The sequence below is a fragment of the Actinomadura sp. B10D3 genome (genome assembly GCF_039871695.1).
GTDB lineage: Bacteria > Actinomycetota > Actinomycetes > Streptosporangiales > Streptosporangiaceae > Spirillospora > Spirillospora madurae.
In genome coordinates, this window is record NZ_JBDPLY010000049.1 from 20909 (window position 1) to 38639 (window position 17731).

12 protein-coding genes and 2 pseudogenes are annotated in these 17731 nt (G+C 69.2%); 3 read left to right on the top strand and 11 right to left on the bottom strand.

The genetic code is table 11. The annotated features are described in order from the left end of the window. The 4 genes from ABGB11_RS40785 to ABGB11_RS40800 form a co-directional block, all read right to left on the bottom strand. The gene (locus ABGB11_RS40785; RefSeq protein WP_347640972.1) at positions 1-1356 is read right to left on the bottom strand and encodes an FAD-dependent oxidoreductase; all 1356 of its coding nucleotides are present in this window, start codon (positions 1354-1356) and stop codon (positions 1-3) included. Positions 1357-1417: 61 nt separating this feature from the next. Continuing rightward, a complete protein-coding gene (locus ABGB11_RS40790) occupies positions 1418-2902 on the bottom strand; it encodes an amino acid permease (protein WP_347640973.1) in 1485 nt (494 codons plus the stop codon). A gap of 171 nt (positions 2903-3073) precedes the next feature. After that, positions 3074-5164, bottom strand: coding sequence for a 3-hydroxyacyl-CoA dehydrogenase NAD-binding domain-containing protein (locus ABGB11_RS40795; protein ID WP_347640975.1), 2091 nt, complete (start codon positions 5162-5164; stop codon positions 3074-3076). Then, entirely contained in the window at positions 5161-6363 is a 1203-nt protein-coding gene (locus ABGB11_RS40800; RefSeq protein ID WP_347640977.1) for a thiolase family protein, read from the bottom strand. The genes ABGB11_RS40795 and ABGB11_RS40800 overlap by 4 nt, the downstream gene beginning before the upstream one ends. Before the next feature lie 169 nt (positions 6364-6532). On the opposite strand from ABGB11_RS40800, the gene ABGB11_RS40805 reads away from it, so the two are divergent. Beyond that, on the top strand, positions 6533-8335 hold the full coding sequence (locus ABGB11_RS40805; protein ID WP_347640978.1) for an AMP-binding protein: 1803 nt from the start codon (positions 6533-6535) through the stop codon (positions 8333-8335). Here the strand turns inward: ABGB11_RS40805 and ABGB11_RS40810 are convergent. Continuing rightward, positions 8332-9513: an ATP-binding protein gene (locus ABGB11_RS40810; RefSeq protein WP_347640980.1), complete on the bottom strand. Its 1182-nt coding sequence runs from the start codon at positions 9511-9513 to the stop codon at positions 8332-8334. The two genes, ABGB11_RS40805 and ABGB11_RS40810, sit on opposite strands and share 4 nt — an antisense overlap. Next, positions 9510-10172: a response regulator transcription factor gene (locus ABGB11_RS40815; RefSeq protein ID WP_347640982.1), complete on the bottom strand. Its 663-nt coding sequence runs from the start codon at positions 10170-10172 to the stop codon at positions 9510-9512. Before ABGB11_RS40815 ends, ABGB11_RS40810 begins: the two co-directional genes overlap by 4 nt. 269 nt (positions 10173-10441) lie before the next feature. Here ABGB11_RS40815 and ABGB11_RS40820 point away from each other — a divergent pair, with 269 nt between their 5' ends. Beyond that, complete coding sequence (locus ABGB11_RS40820) at positions 10442-10804, top strand: hypothetical protein (protein ID WP_347640984.1); 363 nt, start codon at positions 10442-10444, stop codon at positions 10802-10804. Between the two features lies 1 nt (position 10805). Here ABGB11_RS40820 and ABGB11_RS40825 read toward each other — a convergent pair whose 3' ends face one another. From ABGB11_RS40825 to ABGB11_RS40840, 4 genes are all read right to left on the bottom strand, one after another. Continuing rightward, on the bottom strand, positions 10806-11423 hold the full coding sequence (locus tag ABGB11_RS40825; RefSeq protein ID WP_347640986.1) for a TMEM175 family protein: 618 nt from the start codon (positions 11421-11423) through the stop codon (positions 10806-10808). Between the two features lie 90 nt (positions 11424-11513). Continuing rightward, on the bottom strand, positions 11514-12362 hold the full coding sequence (locus ABGB11_RS40830; protein WP_347640988.1) for a superoxide dismutase: 849 nt from the start codon (positions 12360-12362) through the stop codon (positions 11514-11516). A gap of 359 nt (positions 12363-12721) precedes the next feature. After that, on the bottom strand, positions 12722-14740 hold the full coding sequence (locus tag ABGB11_RS40835) for a TIR domain-containing protein (RefSeq protein ID WP_347640989.1): 2019 nt from the start codon (positions 14738-14740) through the stop codon (positions 12722-12724). Positions 14741-14764: 24 nt separating this feature from the next. Further along, positions 14765-15151 carry a toll/interleukin-1 receptor domain-containing protein gene (locus tag ABGB11_RS40840; protein WP_347640990.1) on the bottom strand — a complete coding sequence of 129 codons (387 nt, stop codon included), beginning with the start codon at positions 15149-15151 and terminating at the stop codon, positions 14765-14767. Between the two features lie 874 nt (positions 15152-16025). On the opposite strand from ABGB11_RS40840, the pseudogene ABGB11_RS40845 reads away from it, so the two are divergent. Then, positions 16026-16799 (top strand): annotated as a pseudogene (locus ABGB11_RS40845) (transposase family protein). 16 nt (positions 16800-16815) lie between these two features. Here ABGB11_RS40845 and ABGB11_RS40850 read toward each other — a convergent pair. After that, positions 16816-17607, bottom strand: a pseudogene (locus tag ABGB11_RS40850) (IS256 family transposase); the annotation flags it as partial. Between the last annotated feature and the right edge of the window lie 124 nt (positions 17608-17731).

Consider the following 17731-nt stretch of genomic DNA (forward strand, 5'->3'; position numbering starts at 1 on the left):
TCACTCGCCGCGGCAGGCGGACGTCATCGCCTCCCAGCGCGCCAGCTTGACCCGCTCGCCGCGGTCGAGGCTCTCGCCCAGCGCGATCTCGGCGGCGTCCAGCCTGAGCCAGTCGTCGTAGGTGACGACGCGAAGGCCGCGCGACTCCAGCAGCTCCTCGATCGTGTGCTTCGGCGCGGTCTCGGTTCCGGCGAGATCGTCCAGGAGGTTGCGGACGGTCTCGGCGGCGTCGGACTTGTTGGTCCCGACGACGCCCGTCGGCCCGCGCTTGATCCAGCCCGCGACGTACTCGCGGGGGACGGGCGCGCCGTCCGGGCCGGTGATCCGCCCGCCCTCGTTCGGGACGACGAAGGAGCGCTCGTCGAAGGGGACGCCCTCCAGCGGGACGCTCTGATAGCCGACCGACCGCAGCACCATGCCGACGGGGAGCGTCTCGAACTCGCCGGTGCCGGTGACGCGGCCCGACTCGTCCAGCCGGGTCCGCTCCAGCCGCAGCCCCTCGACCCGCTCGGTGCCGAGGATCTCGGCGGGGGCGCGCCAGAACCGCACGTCGATGTGGCGGAGGCGGCCCGCGTCCGGCTCGCCCGTCCAGCCGTTCAGGACCTTGATGTTGCCGCGGACGTGCCGGTCGCTCTCGGCCAGCTCGGCGCTCGCCGGGTCGAGGTCCATGTCGGCGGGGTCGACGTGGATGCTCGCGTTCGGCAGCTCACCGAGCTCGCGGGCCTCCTTGGTGGTGAACTTCGCCTGCGCCGGACCGCGCCGGCCGATCATGTGCACGCGCCGGACCCGGCTGCGCGACAGCGCCTCGATGACCTGCTCGGGGACGTCGGTCTCGCGCAGCTCGCCGGCCGTCTTGGCGAGGATCCGGACGACGTCCACGGCGACGTTCCCGACGCCGATCACCGCGACCTCCTCCGCGGACAGGTCGAACTCGTGGTCGGCGGCGTCGGGGTGCCCGCAGTACCAGTTGACGAAGTCGGTGGCGGCGATGCTGCCGGGCAGGTCCTCGCCCGGGATGCGCATGTGCCGGTCGACCATCGCGCCGGTGGAGTAGACGACGGCGTCGTAGCAGTCCAGCAGGTCGGCCCGGCTGAGGTCGCGGCCGAGCTCGACGCAGCCGAAGAACCGGACGGCCGGGTTCTCCAGCACCTTCTGCAGGTACCGCGCGATCGACTTGATCGACTTGTGGTCGGGTGCGACGCCGTAGCGGACCAGGCCGTAGGGGGTCGGCAATCGGTCGAACACGTCCACCCGGACGTCCCCGTCGGTCTGCTTGACGAGTGCTTCGGCGGCGTAGATCCCCGCCGGGCCGGACCCGATCACCGCGACGCGCGCTGGAGAAGCCATGCGGGTCATTGTGCCCACCCGTCGTGCGAAAGGACACCGTGACCCCCATACGGGTGGGCCGGGCGTGGCGTCAGGACTTGTAGGCGACGGGCCCTTCGCGGCCCAGCCGGCTGTTCCGGTAGCCGTACGCGGCGTAGATGACGATGCCGACGGCCATCCAGGCCAGGAACCGCAGCCACGTCTCCACCGGAAGGTTGATCATCACGAACAGGCAGGCGAGCACCGACAGGATCGGGATGACCGGGACCCAGGGCGTGCGGAAGGCGCGCGGCAGGTCGGGGCGGGTCTCGCGCAGGATCATGACGCCGATGGAGACGACGAGGAACGCGAACAGGGTGCCGATGTTGACCAGCTCGGCGAGCTCGGCCAGCGGGATGAACCCGGCGAGCACCGCGACGATCACGCCCATGATGATCGTCGACCGGTACGGGGTGCCGAACCGCGGGTGGACGGCCGACAGCCAGCGCGGCACCAGGCCGTCCCGCCCCATGGCGAAGAAGATGCGGCTCTGCCCGAGCAGCAGGATCAGCACGACGGTGGTGAGGCCGATGACGGCGCCGACGCTGATGAACGTCGAGAAGACGGGGTGGCCGACCGCCTTGAACGCGTCGGCCAGCGGCGCCTCGTCGCTCAGCTCCTTGTAGTTCTGCATCCCGGCGACGACGGTGGCCACCGCCGCGTACAGGACGGCCGTGATGACGAGGGAGCCGATGAGCCCGATCGGCAGGTCCCGCTGCGGGCGGCGCGCCTCCTCGGCGGCGGTCGCCACGACGTCGAACCCGATGTAGGCGAAGAACACGATGGCGACGGCGGCGAAGATGCCGGGCCAGCCGAAGCTGACCGGCGCGCTCCCGAAGATCACCTGGATCAGCGGCGCCTTGAGGCCCTCCACGGCCGGGGTCGGCTCGGACGGCGGGATGAACGGGTCGTAGTTGGCGCCGGTGATGAAGAACAGCCCCGCGAAGATCACCAGTAGCACCACGGCGACCTTGATCGCGACGACCACCGCGTTGACCCGCGAGGAGATCTTGACGCCGAGCACGAGCAGCCCGGTGACCAGCAGGACGAGGACGATGGCCGGGACGTTGACCGTTCCTCCCTCGCCGGGCGGCGCGGCGATGGAGTCGGGCAGCGTGACGCCGATGTCGTCCAGCAGCGCGGCGAAGTACCCCGACCAGCCGACCGACACGACCGCCGCGCCGAGCGCCATCTCCAGGATGAGGTCCCAGCCGATGATCCAGGCGGGGAACTCGCCGAGCGTGGCGTAGGAGAACGTGTAGGCCGAGCCCGCGACCGGGACGGTCGAGGCGAACTCGGCGTAGCAGAGCGCGGCGAGCCCGCAGACCACGGCGGCGAGGATGAACGACAGCGCGACCGCCGGCCCGGCCTTGTCCTTGGCGACCTGCCCGGTGAGGACGAAGATGCCGGTGCCGATGATGACGCCGACGCCGAAGACGGTGAGGTCGAGCGCGGACAGAGCCCGTCGGAGCCGGTGCGCGGGCTCCTCGGTGTCCTGGATCGACTGCTCGACCGACTTCGTGCGCAGCAGATTCATCCTCGGCGCCTCCTCGCGTCGCGGTGGCCTTCGTCCCGTCGCCGTATGCCCATATGTGCGCGTCTTATGATCAGCCGAAACGCCGTCCTGTCCATGACCTGGGGGAATGCCAGAAAAGAGGCGTTCCTGTGGTGCGTGGAACGCCTCCTTTCCGGGGGAGCGGCCGGGGGGTCAGGCGGGACGTGCGGCGACCCCCGGCTCCAGGAAGCGGCGGCCGGTCACCTTCTCTGCGACACCCGACCTGTCGAGGTACGGGGTGATGCCGCCGAGGTGGAACGGCCAGCCGGCGCCGAGGATCATGCACAGGTCGATGTCCTCGGGGGCCGCGACGACGCCCTCGTCCAGCATGATGCGGATCTCGTCGGCGAGCGCGGCGAGCGCCCGGTCCAGGACCTGCTCCTCGGTGGACGGGCTCGTCCCGCCCGCGAAGATTTCCACGACCTCCGGGTCGAGGGAGAAGTCGGGCAGGTACACGCCGCCCTTGCCGGCCGCGACCATCTTGGCGAGGTTGTCCGACAGCGGGAACCGGTCCGGGAACGCGGCGTGCAGGGTCTCGTTGACGTGCAGCGCGATCGCCGGGCCGACGAGGCCCATCAGCACGAACGGCGGCATCGGCAGGCCCAGCGGGGCGGCGGCGCGCTCGGCCACCTCGATCGGCGTGCCCTCGTCGACCGTCCGGACGATCTCGGCGAGCAGGCGCAGCAGGACGCGGTTGACGACGAACGCCGGGGCGTCCTTGACCAGCACGCACGACTTCTTCAGCGCCTTGCCGGTCGCGAACGCGGTGGCGAGCGCCGCGTCGCCGGTGCGCTCGCCCCGGACGACCTCCAGCAGCGGCAGGACGGCGACCGGGTTGAAGAAGTGGAACCCGACGACGCGCTCGGGGTGCTTCAGCTGCGACGCCATCTCGCCGACCGACAGCGACGAGGTGTTGGTCGCGAGGACGCAGTCGGCCGAGACGTACTCCTCCACCTCGGCGAACACCTTCTGCTTGACCGACATCTCCTCGAACACGGCCTCGATGACGAAGTCGGCGTCGGCGAACGCGTCCTTGGTCAGCGAACCGGAGATGAGGGCCTTGAGGCGGTTGGCCTTGTCCGGGGAGATGCGCCCCTTGCCGAGCAGCTTGTCGACCTCGCCGTGCGCGTGGCCGACGCCCTTGTCCAGGCGCTCCTGGTCGAGGTCGGTCAGCACGACCGGCACCTCCAGGCGGCGCGCGAACAGCAGCGCGAGCTGCGAGGCCATCAGGCCCGCGCCCACCACGCCGACCTTGGTGACCGGGCGGGCGAGCGACGGGTCGGGCGCCCCGGCGGGACGCTTGGCGCGCTTCTGGGTGAGGTCGAACGCGTACAGGCCGGCGCGCAGCTCGTCGCTCATGATGAGGTCGGCCAGTGCTTCGTCCTCGGCGGCGAAGCCCTCGTCGCGGGTGCGGTCCTTGGCGGCGCCGATCAGGTCCAGGGCGCGCGTGTAGGACGGCGCGGCGCCGTGGAGCTTGCCGTCGACGTTCCAGCGCGCCATAGCGACGGCGTCGTCCCACGCCTTGCCCCGGTCGACCTCGGGCCGGCGGACGGTGATCTCGTCGTTCAGCACGCGGGCCGTCCAGGCGAGCGACTCCTCCAGGAAATCGGCCGAGTCGAAGATCGCGTCGGCGATGCCCAGCTCGAACGCCTGCCGGCCCTTCAGCATCCGGTTCTGCGCGAGCGGGTTGTCGATGACGACCGTGAGCGCCTTCTCCGCGCCGATCAGGTTCGGCAGCAGGTACGTCCCGCCCCAGCCGGGCACCAGCCCGAGGAACGTCTCGGGCAGCGCGAACGCCGGGACGCCGGCCGAGATCGTCCGGTAGGTGCAGTGCAGCCCGATCTCGACGCCGCCGCCCATCGCCGCGCCGTTGTAGTAGGCGAACGACGGGACGTCCAGTTCGCCGAGCCGCCGGAACACGTCGTGGCCCAGCCGGCCGATCGCGGCGGCGTCCTCGCGCCTGCGGACCAGCGGGACGCCCTTGAGGTCGGCGCCGACGGCGAAGATGAACGGCTTGCCGGTGACGCCCACCGCCGCGATGTCGTCGCGCCCGGCGACCGTGTCGATGGCGGTGTCCAGCTCGGCCAGCCCGTTCGGGCCGAACGTGTTCGGCTTGGTGTGGTCGTGCCCGTTGTCGAGCGTGATGAGCGCGAGCGTCCCCGCGCCGTAGGGAAGCGCGACGTCACGGACGTGCGCGTGCGTGACGACCTCGTCCGCGAAGAGTTCTCCGAGCGTGTCACTCATGTGGTGCCCTCCCAGTTCACGTTCTCCCAGAGGACGGTCCCGCCCATGCCCATGCCGACGCACATCGTGGTCAGCCCGTACCGGACGTCCGCGCGCTCCTCGAACAGGCGGGCGAGCTGGTTCATCAGGCGGACGCCGGACGAGGCCAGCGGATGCCCGAGCGCGATCGCGCCGCCCCACGGGTTCACCCGCGCGTCGTCGTCGGCGATCTTGAAGTGCTCCAGGAACGCGAGCACCTGCACGGCGAACGCCTCGTTGATCTCGATGAGGCCGATGTCGTCCATGGTCAGCGCGTTGCGGGCGAGCAGCCGCTCGGTGGCCGGGACGGGCCCGACGCCCATGACCTCGGGCTCCACCCCCGCGAACGAGAAGTCGATCAGGCGCATCCTCGGCGTGAGGCCGAGCTCGCGGGCGACGTCCTCGGCGGCCAGCAGGCAGGCGGTGGCGCCGTCGTTCAGGCCCGCGGCGTTCCCGGCCGTGACGTTGCCGTGCGCGCGGAACGGCGTCTTCAGCTTCGCGAGGTCGTCCAGCGTGGTGCCGGGCCGCGGCGGCTCGTCCTCGGTGGCGAGCCCCCAGCCCTTCTCGGCGGAGCGGACCGCGGTCGGCACGAGGTCGGGCTGGATCTTCCCGGCGGCGTAGGCGGCGGCGACCTTCTGCTGGCTGCGGACGGCGTAGGCGTCCGCGCGCTCCTTGGTGATGCCGGGGAACCGGTCGTGCAGGTTCTCCGCCGTCGAGCCCATGACCAGGGCGGACGGGTCGACCAGCTTGTCGGCGAGGAACCGCGGGTTCGGGTCGACGCCCTCGCCCATCGGGTGCCGTCCCATGTGCTCCACGCCGCCCGCGATGGCGACGTCGTAGGAGCCGAACGAGATGCCGGCGCCGGACGTGGTCACGGCGGTCATCGCCCCCGCGCACATCCGGTCGATCGCGTAGCCCGGGACGCTCTTCGGTAGCCCGGCCAGCACGGCGGCGGACCGCCCGATGGTCAGGCCCTGGTCGCCGGTCTGGGTGGTGGCGGCGATGGCCACCTCGTCCACCCGCTCGGGCGGGAGGGACGGGTTGCGGCGCATCAGCTCGCGGATGGCGCGGACGACCAGGTCGTCGGCGCGGGTCTGCGCGTACAGGCCCTTGGGGCCCGCCTTGCCGAACGGCGTGCGGACGCCGTCGACGAACACGACGTCGCGTGCGGTGCGAGGCACGGGATCGTCCTCCCTGAGGTGGGCTCGATGACGGTGCAGCGATGCTACTCGCTGGTAACTCCCCATACTACTCGTCAGTAACCACTGACGGGAGACCGCCGTCCGGAGCGCCCTTGTTCGGCCGGTGACTGATGGGTAACGTGGCTCGAAATCACCGGGGGAGGGTACGGTGACGCACGCGAGGCCCGCCTACCGGCCGGGAATGCGCCGGCGGATCGGGCATATCCGCGATCTCGCCGCCCTCCTGCTGCGCACTGGCCTGCTGTTCGGCGGCGGCCCGCGCCGGCTGGTCCGCCAGATGAGCACGCTGCGGCGCTGGGGCACCACGCTCGCCGGGCTGGTCGCCTCGTCCGCCGCCCGCTCCCCGTCCCGCCCCGCGCTGATCGACGACGATGGCCCGCTCACCTTCGCCGAACTGGACGAGCGCGCCGCCCGCCTCGCCGCCGGGCTGCCCCTGTCCGGCCCGCGCCCGCGGGTCGGCGTCCTGTGCCGCAACCACCGCGGCATGGCCCTGACGCTCGTCGCGTGCTCCCGGCGGGGCGCCGAGGTCGTGCTCCTCAACACCGGTTTCGGGGCGGGACAGATCCGCGCCGTCCTCGGCGAGCTGCGTCCCGCCCTCATCGTCGCCGACGCCGAGTTCGCGCCGCTGCTGGCGAACGTCCCGATCGCGCTGCGCCGGACCGTGCTGTGGGCCGACCACCGTCCCGGGCCTTCGCCCGTTACGCCGCTGGCCGCGCCCGTCGCCACCGAGACGCCGCCCGCCCCCCGGCCCCCGCTCGACCCCGGCCCGGCCGACCCCGGGCCGAGCATCGAGGAGGTCATCCGCTCGGTGCCGCCGGACGGCGCGATCGCCGAGCCCCCGCAGATCCAGAGCCGGACGATCATGCTCAGCTCGGGCACCACCGGCCGGCCCAAGGGCGCCCGCCGCCCGCCCCGCCCCGGCCTGTGGCCGCTGGCCTCGATGACGTCCCGGATCCCGCTGCGCTCCCGCCAGACGATGATCGTCGAGGCGCCGCTGTTCCACACCTGGGGGTACGCCGCGATGCAGATGGCGTGGGCGCTGCGGGCCCCCGTCGTCCTGCACCGCCGGTTCGACCCCGAGCAGACGCTGCGGACCATCTCCTCCCACCGCGACGTCACCGTGTTCGCCGTGCCGGTCATGCTGCAGCGCGTCCTCGAACTGGCTCCCGAGGTCCGCGCCATGTACGACACGTCGTCGCTGCGGATCGCGGCGCTGAGCGGCGCCGCCCTGCCCGGCGACCTCGCCACCCGGTTCATGGACGCCTTCGGCGACCGGCTCTACAACGTCTACGGCTCCACCGAGGCGTCCTGGGTGTCCATCGCCACCCCGCGCGACCTGCGGCTCGACCCGCGCACCGCCGGCCGCCCGCCGCGCAACACCAAGCTGTCGATCCTGGACGGCGAGGGCCGCCCGCTCGGCCGCTCCATCCGCGGCCACATCTTCGCCGCCAACGAGCTGCTGTTCGAGGGCTACACCGGCGGCGAGCCGATGGAGGTCCGCGACGGCCTGCTGTCCACCGGCGACCTCGGGCACATCGACCACCGCGGCCTGCTGTTCGTGGACGGGCGCAGCGACGGCATGGTCGTGTCCGGCGGCGAGAACATCGTCCCCCGCGAGGTCGAGGACGCGCTGCTGCGGCTCCCGGAGATCCACGAGGTCGCGGTCACCGGGGTCGCCGACGACGAGTGGGGGCAGCGGCTCGCCGCCTACGTCGTCCTGCGGCCCGGCATGCGGCTCGACGCCGACGCCGTCCGCGCGTACGTGCACGCGCAGGTCGCCCGGTACGCGGTGCCGCGCGACGTGTACTTCATCCCCGAGCTGCCCCGCAACGCGACCGGCAAGGTCGTGCACCGCTGGCTGTCCGCGCGCCCCGGCCGGCCCGAGCCCGAGGGCCGCGTCCCGTGGCCGCAGCCGCCGCCCTGGCCCCTCGGCGCCGGCCGCGCCGGCTAGGCGACGAGTGCGGGCCGCGCGGCCGCGGGCAGCCGCACGGTGATCGACAGCCCGCCGCGCGGCCGCGCAACGGTCTCGATCGTCCCGCCGTGCGCGCCGACCACCGCCCGCACGATCGACAGGCCGAGACCCGCGCCGTCCTTGGACCCCGTCCGGTCGGCGCGCAGTCGCCGGAACGGCTCGAAGATCGACGCGACCTCGTAGGACGGGACGGGCCGGCCGGTGTTGACCACCTGCAGGAACGCCGTGCCGTCCTGAACGCCCGTGCGGACCCACACCCGCCCGTCCCGCACGTTGTACTTCACGGCGTTCTCCAGCAGGTTCACCGCGCAGCGCTCCAGCAGCACGGGATCGCCCACCACCTCGGCCGGGCCGAGCCGCGCCTCGACGTCCACCGACGCCTCCTCCGCCCGTCCTTCGAGATGGCCGAGCGCGCCGCGGACCACGTCCGGCAGCGGCGTCCCGACCCGGGTGCCGAGCTCCCGCTCCGACCGCGCGAGCAGCAGCAGCCCCTCGATCAGCCGCTCGTGCCGGGCGGTGTTGCCGAGCAGGACGTCCGCGAGCGCCTTGGTCTCCGGCGGGCTCTTGCGGCTCGCGAGCGCCACCTCCAGCACCGTCCGGTTGATGGTCAGCGGCGTCCGCAGCTCGTGCGTGGCGTTCGCGACGAACCGGCGCTGGGCGTCGAACGCGCGGTTCAGCCGGTCCAGCATCCGGTCGAACGTGTCGGCCAGATCCTTGATCTCGTCCTGCGGACCCTCCAGCGCGATCCGCTCGTGCAGGTTGCTCTCCGACAGCTGCCGCGCCGTCGCGGTCACCGTGTGCAGCGGACGCAGCATCCGCCCGGCGACCACGTACCCGATCACCACCGCGAGCACCCCGAGGACCAGCATCGTCACCAGGGAGCTCTGCAGGAGCTGTTCGAGGACGTCGCGCTTCTGCTGGGCGACCCGCTGGTCGGCCGCGGCCTTCAGCCGCATCAGCTCGCTGACGTCGCCGCCGAGCGCCATCTCCCGCACCCGCGTCAGCGTCGCCGCGTCCAGGCTCTCGCTCGCCGGGAACCGGTCGTCCATCGTCCGGACGGTCAGCAGGTATGTCACCGCGACCAGCGCCGCCGACGTGACCAGGAAAAGCCCCCCGTACACCAGGGTCAGCCGCGTCCTGACGCTCAGCCTGTTCATCGTGCCTCCAACCGGTACCCGGACCCCGTCACCGTCTCGATCACCGGCGGCTGGCCGAGCTTGCGGCGCAGCGTCGCCATCGTGACCCGGACGACGTTGCTGAACGGGTCGATGTGCTCGTCCCATGCCCGCTCCAGCAGCCGCTCGGCGCTCACCACGCCGCCCTCCGCCCGCAGCAGCTCCTCCAGCACGGCGAACTCCTTGTTCGTCAGCCGCACCTCCCGGCCGTCCCGCGCCACCCGCCGCCGGTGCGGGTCGAGGCTTATGCCCCGCCGCTCCAGGACGGGCGGCACCGGCGGCCCCGACCGTCGCGCCAGCGCCCGCACCCGCGCCACCAGCTCGCTGAACACGAACGGCTTCGGCAGGTAGTCGTCCGCGCCGAGCGACAGCCCGTCCACCCGGTCGTCGACGTCCCCGGCCGCGGTCAGCATCAGGATCCGCGCCCCGCCGCGCCGCTCCACCAGCTCCCGGCACACGTCGTCGCCGTGGACGGTCGGCAGGTCCCGGTCCAGGACCACCACGGCGTACTCGTTGTACGACGCCCGCTCCAGCGCGTCGTCACCGTCGTACACCACGTCCACGGCCATGGCCTCCTCGCGGAGCCCCTCGGCGATCGTGTCCGCGAGCACCCGCTCGTCCTCGACGATCAGTACACGCATGCCGCCGAGCATGACGCCCCAGGGGTTAAACCCCGATAAGCCGCTCTCTCCGCTGCGATCGGACCGCCCAACGGCTCAGGACGGCCGTCGGCGCGGCGATTGATCGACCAAATCTGTGACGCGAAAGCCGTTACCATCCCGCATTGCGGCCGGATGGTCGACCTGAACCGGCGGATCGAGGGACGCCGGCTTCGCCGCGACTGGCATGAGGAGAACGGCCGTGACCTCAACGCCGCCCCAGGCCATCACCCGACCCCTCCGACGAGGCGGTGCGGCAACTACGACTGCGTCACCGGCTGACGGCGTCCACCTGCGATGAGTACTTCCGGAACGGGTTCGCGGTCGTCGCCCAGGACGTCGTCCTCGGCGACCATCTCACCGAGATGACCCACATGATCCAGCAGCGGCCGCTGCTCGTCGTCGTGCTCGCCCCGCGACCCGACGCCGTCGCCGCTCGTGAGGCGACCCGGAGCAAGAGCGCCGGCAACCGGTGGACGATCGACCTTCTCGACCACGGGCTCCGCACCCGGACACCCCGGCTCGGCCTCTGGCTCGACACCTCCGACCAGACCCCGGCCGAGACCGTCGACGAGATCCTTCAACGAGCATGGACCGAGGCCAGAGTCCCGTGAGCTACACCCCGACAAGCCGCCAGATCCTGCTCAGGGGCCGGTCCAGTGCCAGCAGGAGGAGCGCGTAGTAGGAGAGGCCCGGCACGGTCCACGCCAGGGCGAACGCGACGGCGACGACGAGCGTCGCGGAGAGCCCTCCACGGACCGCCTCGATCGTCGGGGGGTCGGACTCCGACGCCACCTCCGGATCGCGGTAGGGGATGATCGTGAGCGCCGTCTGGCACACCGTGGCGGCGAGGATGGTGCCGAGGTACAGCACGGCCGTGAAACGGTCGTCCGAGGAGTAGGCGCCGACCATCTCCGTCGGGAACGGGAGGATCACGACGGAGAGCAGCCAGGCCGCGTTCCACCCCATCAGCGGCTTGGAGTAGGCGGAGATGCGCTCGAAGATCCGGTGGTGGTCGAACCAGAGCCGGAGGATCACGGCGAAGCTGATCAGGAAGCTGTACACCTGCGCGGCGTGCTCGGTGATCACCTCTCGGGACGGGCGGTGTGCGTCCGCCGTCTGGGTCACCACGTCGACGAGCGGCAGCACGAGCACCGTCACGGCGATCGCCACGACGGCGTCGGTGAACAGGACCAGCCGATCCGGGTCCCGAGAGATCACTCGCGACGTCACCGTGCCGAGCGTACTAGCGCCACCAGCGAAAACAGGTGACCGGCACAACGGCCCCGCACGTCGCGAGGCCGTTGTCACCCGGCCACGGAACTAGGGGCGGATCGCGATGACGTCGTACGCCGTCTCCGGCGTGGGCGGCGTGCTGAACCGCGCGTTCGGAAGGTAGAGCCGGGAACCGGAGCGCGCGATCGTCGTCGGGACGTCGAAGCGGGGGTCGGTAAGGCGCTTGACGACCCGTCCTTCCGTCGCGTGCTTGTTCAGCCGCACCACTGCCACGCTGTTCAGCCGGTTCTGCACGGCATAAAGGGTGCTCCCCTCCAGCAGCAGCCCGTCGCCGTTCACCAGCGACTCACCGTGCAGGTCGACCTCCTTGGTGACCCCGGTACGGGAATCGACCCGGAACAGCTTCCCGGTGTTGGACTGGACGATCAGCAGCGTCCGCCCGTCCCGGCCGGCGACGATCCCGTTCGCGTTGATGCCCTCGCCGTAGACGATGTCCCCGCTCAGCGGCAGCGTCTTCACCCCGCCTCGCCCTTTAGCGGGAACCCGGTAGAGAACGGGATTGGTCGAATCGGTGAACCATGCACCGTCACGGCTGAGGGCGACGTCGTTGACGAAGGACGCCCTGGTCGTGAGCGTGTACGACTTCAGCACCGCCCCGCTCCGCGTATCGACGACGCGCGCGTCTCCTCCGGACCCGCCCGCGACGAACAGCCTGCTCCCCAGGGTCTTCATGCCGAGCGACGGGGTGCCCGGCCCTTCGCTGATGACCTTCCCCTTTCCGGTGCGCAGATCAGCGCGGTAGATCGCCCCCGTGGCCCGCGACCCGAAGAACGCCACGGGCCCGGGCCCGGTCGCGATCCCTTCCGGCTGGAACCCGTCCGGAAGCGCGATCCGATCGGGCGCCCGCCTGGGAGCGGCCTCCGCCGACGCTCCCACGGGCGCGAGTAGTCCAACAGTCAGAGCGGTGATGAGAATCCGAGACCACATGCCCCTCTACCTCCACCAAGGGCCACCCCGCGCCAGACCCATCTGACGACGCGGGCGGACCGGGATCAGACGTGCACCGGATGGAACGTCGCCGGGACCCTTCCGGTTCAGGCTCGGACGGATCGCTTCACCTGACCACGGCTGACAGCACGCAGATAGCCCCCGGAAAGACGCCCTCCGACGCTACTAGGGGCGTCTACGAGCGCTCTCGCACGCTCGGCGGGCTTTCGGCCCTTGGCCGAAGGCGGAAGGCACCTTGCGATCCCAGCCCCTGGCAGTTCGCGTTCCTCACCCATCACCGCGGTGGTTCAGGTCGCGTCGACCCCGGAGGTGATGTGTGCGACAAGCTCGTCGAACTCTTCTGCCCGGGCATACGAGACTCGTTTTGCGTCCTTGATGAGTAGTGGGACCGCATTCTGGTCGTCCTCCAACTCATCAAGCTCGAGGACGAGGACCGAGTTGTCCTTGCGCCGCTTGATATCAAGGTGCAGCGCTGCCCTGAGCTCTTGCTGTGCCCATGTCGATCGCGCGAAGTTCCGGCCCACGCAGGCAAGCAGGAACCTGCTGCTGCGCAGACCTTGCTCGATGGACTCGGTGACCGAGGCGCCCGGCGCAATACGTTCCCGGTCGACCCAGCAGGTAATACCTTTGCTCAGCAGTCGGCCATGGATCTGCGATACTGCCTTCCAATCTTCCTCGGCGTAGCACAGGAAGACATCAAATTCGTACTTACCTGGGCGCCCGAACATGGCACGCGGAAGCGCCTTATGCAACGCTTCGCGCTGACGTGCGTCTAGTTCGGCGAGACCTTCAGCGCGGATGCGCAATATTTTCACGGGTTCTTCCTGTACGCGATAGGTGCGGTGTGGAAGTCGGAGCAACTTCGGCACATCGACCCAAAGCACGGGAAAAGTCGTTCCCTTGAGCGGCGCTCCGTTGGAGTCTTGGACTCGCACCTCGCCCGCTACAAGTATGCATAGACCGTGGTGGCCGGAGGTCGGCGAGGGTAGGTCCTCGACGCCCAGGTCGAGGACCCGCTCGTCTATGACGATTAGTTCGCAGTGTTTGCGAAGCTTGGTCAATGCATAGTCCCAGGAGCCGGATCCCGCCGAAAGTGGACCTGAACGCCTCGGGCCGAGCAGATAAGGTGCGTTGTCGCTGACGTGCTGGAGCACGCGGTAGTGTATAAATGAGGAAACTTGGTGGGCTGCGGCTTGGCCGACCGGAGTGCTCGCCAATCCAAGTCGAATGTTCTCATAATTAAAGGAAAGTAGCGCAACGTCGGTGAGTGCTATCAGGTCTGCCGTTCGGTTGCGTGACAGCGCATAGGCCAATTCGCCGACGATGTCGCCCTGGTGCTCCACGTACCTCGGATCAGCCGCTCCGTCGAATCCCTCACCCTCGGAGTTGTAAACTCCGACTTGGCCGCGGAGGATGACGAGCATTGTGTCGCCTGGTTCGTCGTAACTGCAGATCAGATCGCCGCGCCGACGCTCCACTAATTGTCCCAGTCGCAGCACTTCCTTCAGTTCGTCAGGCTGGAGGTGTTCGAAAAATGGATTGACGTCCTTAGTGGAGCGCAAATGATGTGGTTTCACGCTCTCCAGCGCACGGAGGACTTCCTCGTCCGCTGAATTCACCTGCCAGATGCGCTTGGCGAAGTAGAGGACGTCCCAGCCTCTATGCTGGCGCACGGCGAGCGAGAGGGAGTCGCGGTCCCTGGAGGCTGATTCGTTCCACCTGGAGCGTGTGTCTCCAGAAGACATCAGGAATAGAAGTTGGGGCTTGAAATTAGTGTTGGGGATTATTCGTGGGGTGTGGAACTCGACGACCGGTTCGAGTTCCATCACTTCGACTTCCCTGCGAAAGGCATCGGTGGCCACGATGCCGCCCGAGGTGGCCTGGGTCAGCAACCACCCTGCGTAATTAATGCCGTCGCCGACGAACTGGATACGGTCGTCCGCGCCGGTGATATGTGTTACCTGACCGTAATGGCCGACGACTCTAAGGGGTATGCCTTCGTCTGCCGACCACCGGCGCAGCCGTAGGAGCAACGAAATTGCCGATTGCCGCCAAGTATCCCGTCGGAAGACCACATGCCCGCCGTCTCCGCCCGACGACCACACGACATCACTGGGCGACCAGATGTTGATCGTTTCGGCGACGATGCTGTTGATCCCCGCAACGCGAGCAACCTGATCTCGAGGTGAGGTCGCCGAGTGCCCCACGATGTCGCACGAGACAAGGGCTGCGCCATAGTGACCGGACGGTGGGTCGGGGACCATCAAGAACCTTTCGAGTCCGAGGGTTCGAAGTAGCGCCGCCATGGCTGGAGGGTCGGCTCGATTTGATCAACGAAGCGTGTTGCATATCGCCCTTATGCCGCCCGGCCAGTCGGCGACCAAGTCGGCGTACTTGATGTCGGCGAGGATCGCGGGAGGTTCACCTCCCGTCAGCCTCACCGGCAGCAATGTGATTCCGGCGCCGTCGAGTTGCCGTGCCAGCGCTGACATCCACTCTCTACCCATCCAAGAACTCAGTGAGCCGGCTTCGGAGTAGCACAGCACCAGGTAGTTGGAGTCGGTCAGGCCATTATTGATCTTTTCGACGATGGAGTCGCCGACGCCGATCTCCCATTCGTCGAGCCAGACGGTGTGACCTCGGCGACGCAACTCCAAGCTGAGTCGTTCGGCCGGATCGAGGTCCACCCCTCGGTGACTGATGAAGACATTGGCCATCATTGACCTCCGTTGGTCGCCTATGGTGGTGAACCTAACCGGCCGGGTAGTGGGGGTGCTCGGTAATTATAGGGAGAGCCCATCGACGGGGCCAGACCACGTAGCCTGCCAGGGTTTGCTGAGCTCGGGGTAGTCGTGATCGTGTTCTCCGGGAAGCATCGGGAGCCGCAAACGGGCGCCAACGCGGCTTTATTCGTTCCAGCTCACCAGGAGGTTCGAGGCCATGAGAAGGCTTCTGGACCCGGCGTAGGACTTCGCTCGGGCAGGGCGCGCCGTCCTCGTAGAGGACGAACTTGGTCTACATGCCACTCGTCGTCCACCACGAGCTTTTATGCGTCCTGCTGTTGGAGTCGCCGTGAGCATGTCAAGGGCCATGTCAGCCGTGTCGGTGACCTGGGACTCGTTTCGTTCTCGTGTTCTCCCTCCCAGCCAGGGCAAACCGTGGCCACGATGGCCGCGTCGAGGCCTCACTTGGCCAACACCCCCTGGGGTGCTTCGGCGGTCGGCGTCCAAGATCACCGTGGACTCGGCCCAGATGAGGCCCGTCTTCCGTGAACGGGGCGAGGTGCGCTGTTGGGTCACTCCCGCCGTGGGCGTGGATGAGCTTGTAGCGTGGCGAGGCAAGATTACGGCCGCCACTGCGATTGCCGCCACTAGGGCGACCGCGGTCGTCATTTGAATGAGGAGCACGGGCAAACTCCCTTCGCCGCTCGATCACGCACGGGTCGTCCGACACGGACCCCTTTTTCATCCTTGGGCGGGGCGGGTTGATCACAGCATGATCGCGAGTTGACGGAGTCCCCTCAGATGCAGAGAAGCCCCTGGTAGACGGGTTGATCACCACAACCCACACCGTCTCACCAGGAGCTTCTGCATGCTGTTCTACCGTGCCGCAGCGGATTTGTCGCGTCCGACGCTGATCTACGTGGCGGGGATCGTCCGCCGCCATCGCCGGGCGATCAGGTCACGCTGGCGGCTGCTGAACCCCGGTCAGCAGGCGCTGCTGGTGCTGGTGCGCCTGCGCAAGGGCGAGACGTTCGCCGGGGCCGCCGCGGGCTTCGGGGTGTCGGTGGCCACCGCCTGGCGCTAGGTCGAGGAGATCGTCACGCGTTCACCCAAGCTCGCAGTCGCGTTGCGTAAGGCCAGGACAGACGGGCTGACGCACCTGGTCCTGGACGGCACGCTGATCTGCACCGACCGGGTCAAGGCCGACCGCCCCTACTTCTCCGGCAAGCATCGGGTGCACGGGATGAACGTGCAGGTGATCGCCGGGCCGGACGGGACGATCCTGCGGACCTCGGGGGCGCTGCCCGGCAAGATCCACGACCTGACCGCCGCCCGTATCCGGGGCATCCTGCGCGCACTGCACAAGGCCGGGATCCTCACTCTGGCCGACAAGGCCTACCAAGGAGCCGAGGTCTCGGTCGTCATCACGCCCTACAAGGGCAAGAACAAGCCCGAGTCGCAGAAGCAGGCCAACCGGGCGCACGCCAAGCTCCGCGGCCCCGGCGAACGCGCAAACGCCCAGCTCAAATCATGGCGAATCCTCCGCAAGCTCCGCTGCAGCCCCAGCAAGGCCGGCCACCTGGTCAAGGCCATCGCCGTCCTACAGAACTACGAGCTCGGGTGTGTCCAGTTAACGGTGTAACTCGATCTTGCTGGGGTCAGTTGCGGGCGGCGGTGAGGCGGCCTTCGAAGGCGATGTCGAAGGCGTTGAGGGCGGCCTTCCAGCGGGCGATCCAGCGTTTGCGGCCGGTGCCGGTGGGGTCCAGGCTCATGACCGCGAGGTAGACGCACTTGAGGGCGGCCTGCTCGTTGGGGAAGTGTCCGCGGGCCTTGACCGCGCGGCGGATGCGGGCGTTGACCGACTCGATGGCGTTGGTGGAGCACACGACCTTGCGGATCTCGGGGTCGAACTGCAGGAACGGGACGAACTCGGCCCAGGCGTTCTCCCATAGCCGCACGATCGCCGGGTACTTGACGCCCCAGGTCTCGGCGAACTCCAGCCATCGCTCGGTCGCTGCCGACTCGGTCGGGGCGGTGTAGACGGGCTTGAGAGCACGCGCGATCTTGTCCCAGTCCTGGCGGGCCGCGTACCGGAACGAGTTGCGCAGCAGATGGACGATGCATGTCTGCACCAGGGCTTGCGGCCAGACGTTGCCGACGGCGTCGGGCAGGCCGGTCAGCCCGTCGCACACCACCATGCACGCGTCGCTGACGCCCCGGTTCTTGAGTTCGGTGAGGACCTGCAGCCAGTACTTGGCGCCCTCGCCGCCGTCACCGGCCCACAGCCCCAGGATGTCGCGGGTGCCGTCGACGGTGACGGCCAGCGCCACATAGATGGGGCGGTTTGCCACCTGCCCGTCACGGATCTTGACGTGGATGGCGTCCAGGAAGATCACCGGGTAGACGCTGTCGAGCGGCCGGTTCTGCCATTCGGCCATCGAGTCCAGGACTGAGGGGCCCCGAAGACTTCGGACAGCTCTATTTGCGGTTACTTCACGCTGCGAGCTGCTGTTCTAGGTGCTCTGCATAGACCTGGTTCGGGGTCTTATAGCCGAGTCCTGAGTGGCGTCTGCG